Genomic DNA, 1,790 nt, shown 5'->3' on the forward strand with positions numbered 1-1,790 from the left:
CTCGATACGCACCAACCGACCGGAATCGACCACGGCTATGAAGCTGCCCCAGTGCGTCGCAACCGACAAGCGCCGTTCCACTCTGCACCAACTCCACCCCTGAAGTTTTCCCTGCTCTCGGACAGTGGTTGCTTGCGTCGCAAGGGCTCCACTTCGGCCGGCGGTCCGCAGAACGGAGATTGCCCGTGTGGCCCGCTGCCCAATCCCGTCAGCGTTCGCGACAGAAAAAGCGGCGCGGCATGGAGAGCGCCAGTCGTACTGACAGGCAGTGCCACGTCAAGCCAGCAGATGCGTTTGTCTGTGATTTCCGCCGCTGACACAGCTGGGCTCTGGAATACCGCGACTCACGAATATCTGCCCTTCGCCAGTGATCCGCCAGGCCGAGGCCGACCATGGCAGCCGGCCCGATCTGCTGACCACCGCAGAACGCGCCGAGCTCGTCCAACTCCTCAAGGAGACAGCCGAGTTGAGGCGAACGAACGAGATCCTGAAAGCCGCCAGCGTGGTCCCACCGTCCTGCAACGAGATCCAGCGCCTGTTCATCACGCTCGTATCCCAGCCCCTCCACGATGCCGCCCACCGCCTCGGCTGGTCCGCCAAGACCGCCTCGCACCCCGACCCACCCCGCTACACTCCCCACACCCAAGCCGCTGACCAGCGCTAATGGAGAAGTGCGGCTGGAGCACTAGGCAGGGGGAGGGTTTGATCGCGATAATTCGCGCGTGACGAATCGCTTCAGCTTGTCGATCGCCGTCGTGGCAGTCTTGGTCAGCGGCGTGCTTCTCACGGGCGGTGTCCAAGCGTATCTGTCCGGCGAGTCCGTCTGGTGGGTTGGTCTTGCTTGCGTTTTGCAGGTCGCGACCGTCTGGCAGTTGGCACGGGAGATCCTGCGACGCCGGAGCGGGCGAACCGCAGCTGGTTGAACCGGAAGCCGTGACGTCTGCACGCCTGCCCGTTCGTGACTAGGCCGTGTCCGGTGGGTCATGCGCGGGGGCGTAGAACAAGGGGCGCCTTTTGCGGATGCTGGCAGGACGGAATCAGTGCCCAGGCTGGCGGGACAGGGCCGGGAGCAGGTCGTCGGGCTCCGGGACAGGTCCTCGTCGTGAGTTGCTGTGGTTTCAGGCGGGCGTTGGCTCATTTGTCGCTGACATGTGCGGGTGCGGTGCGCGAGAGTGGGCCCCGCACCGTGCACTGCAGGCAGGCGGCTCCGGTGGAGCCGTACCCCTTGCCCAGCCCCCCGGGCTGCCGGCGTATCCGGGCCGACCGGCAAGCGAGTGCAGGCCGAAGGCGTGCCATTTCTTTCTGCGTACAGCGCCCCAAGCCCTCATCGGCCATGGGGCGCTGCTGTTGACCTGTTTCGGGCGGGCTCTCAAGGTCCACCGAGACGGTCGGCTACGTGGGGTGCGGGGCCGACCGGTTTCAGCTGAGGGGGAGGCAGACGGCGTAGGTGTTCACCGGGACGCCCCGGTTCGGCGACTGGTCATTGCGGAGGGTGCTGCGCCAGGTGGTGGCGTTGAGCGGGAATGACTTCATGATCCGGACGCTGGTGCCGTCTTGCTCGGCTCCGCCGCCCGTGAGTGTGGTCCCCGCCGGGCACGTGGCGTCCAGGTTGATTTCTTGGTTCATGGGCACCGTGCCAGAGGCCTTGACCACCCGGGCGGCGGAAGGTGACCCGTCCTTCCCTGCGTCACCCTTCTCTCCCTTGGGCCCTGCTGCACCGACAGCTCCGGTGTCACCCTTGGGGCCGGCGGGTCCCGCCACTCCGGTGTCACCCTTCGGGCCAGCCGGAC

General features: G+C 66.4%; 1 protein-coding gene. It reads left to right on the top strand.

The window, feature by feature from the left end; all coding sequences use genetic code 11:
- Positions 1 to 367: 367 nt before the first annotated feature.
- On the top strand, positions 368 to 664 hold the full coding sequence (locus ACIA73_RS39245) for a hypothetical protein (protein WP_399443772.1): 297 nt from the start codon (positions 368 to 370) through the stop codon (positions 662 to 664).
- The last annotated feature ends 1,126 nt before the right edge of the window (positions 665 to 1,790 follow it).

Source organism: Streptomyces sp. NPDC051561, assembly GCF_044454195.1.
In the GTDB taxonomy this organism is placed as follows: Bacteria; Actinomycetota; Actinomycetes; order Streptomycetales; family Streptomycetaceae; genus Streptomyces.